The organism is Mesorhizobium sp. M7A.F.Ca.MR.148.00.0.0 (assembly GCF_003997735.1).
In the GTDB taxonomy this organism is placed as follows: domain Bacteria; phylum Pseudomonadota; class Alphaproteobacteria; order Rhizobiales; family Rhizobiaceae; genus Mesorhizobium.
The window spans coordinates 1-265 of sequence record NZ_RZTB01000584.1; the positions used below are offsets into that span (position 1 = coordinate 1).

At 67.2% G+C, this 265-nt stretch carries 1 pseudogene; it reads left to right on the forward strand.

The features are described 5' to 3' along the window. A pseudogene (locus EOB49_RS35415) lies at positions 1–265 on the forward strand (HAMP domain-containing protein); the annotation flags it as partial.

The window sequence follows — 265 nt, forward strand, 5'->3', positions numbered from 1 at the left end:
GTGTCACGCTGGCTGGGCATGATGCGATGGTGAAACGGCTGTGGCTCAGCGCCTTCGCCCAGCAACTGGCCCTGGTGGCCATTGCCGGCATCTTCGTGCTGCTCGGCCTGCGTCGCGGCCTGGCGCCGCTGATAAGGCTGCGCGACGCGGTGCGCTCGCCACGCCGCAGCGACCTCGATCCCAATGAAGTGCCAGGTGCGCAAAGCGAGATCCGGCCGCTGATCGATGCGCTCAACGCCTATATGGAGCGCGTGCGGGCGCAGAT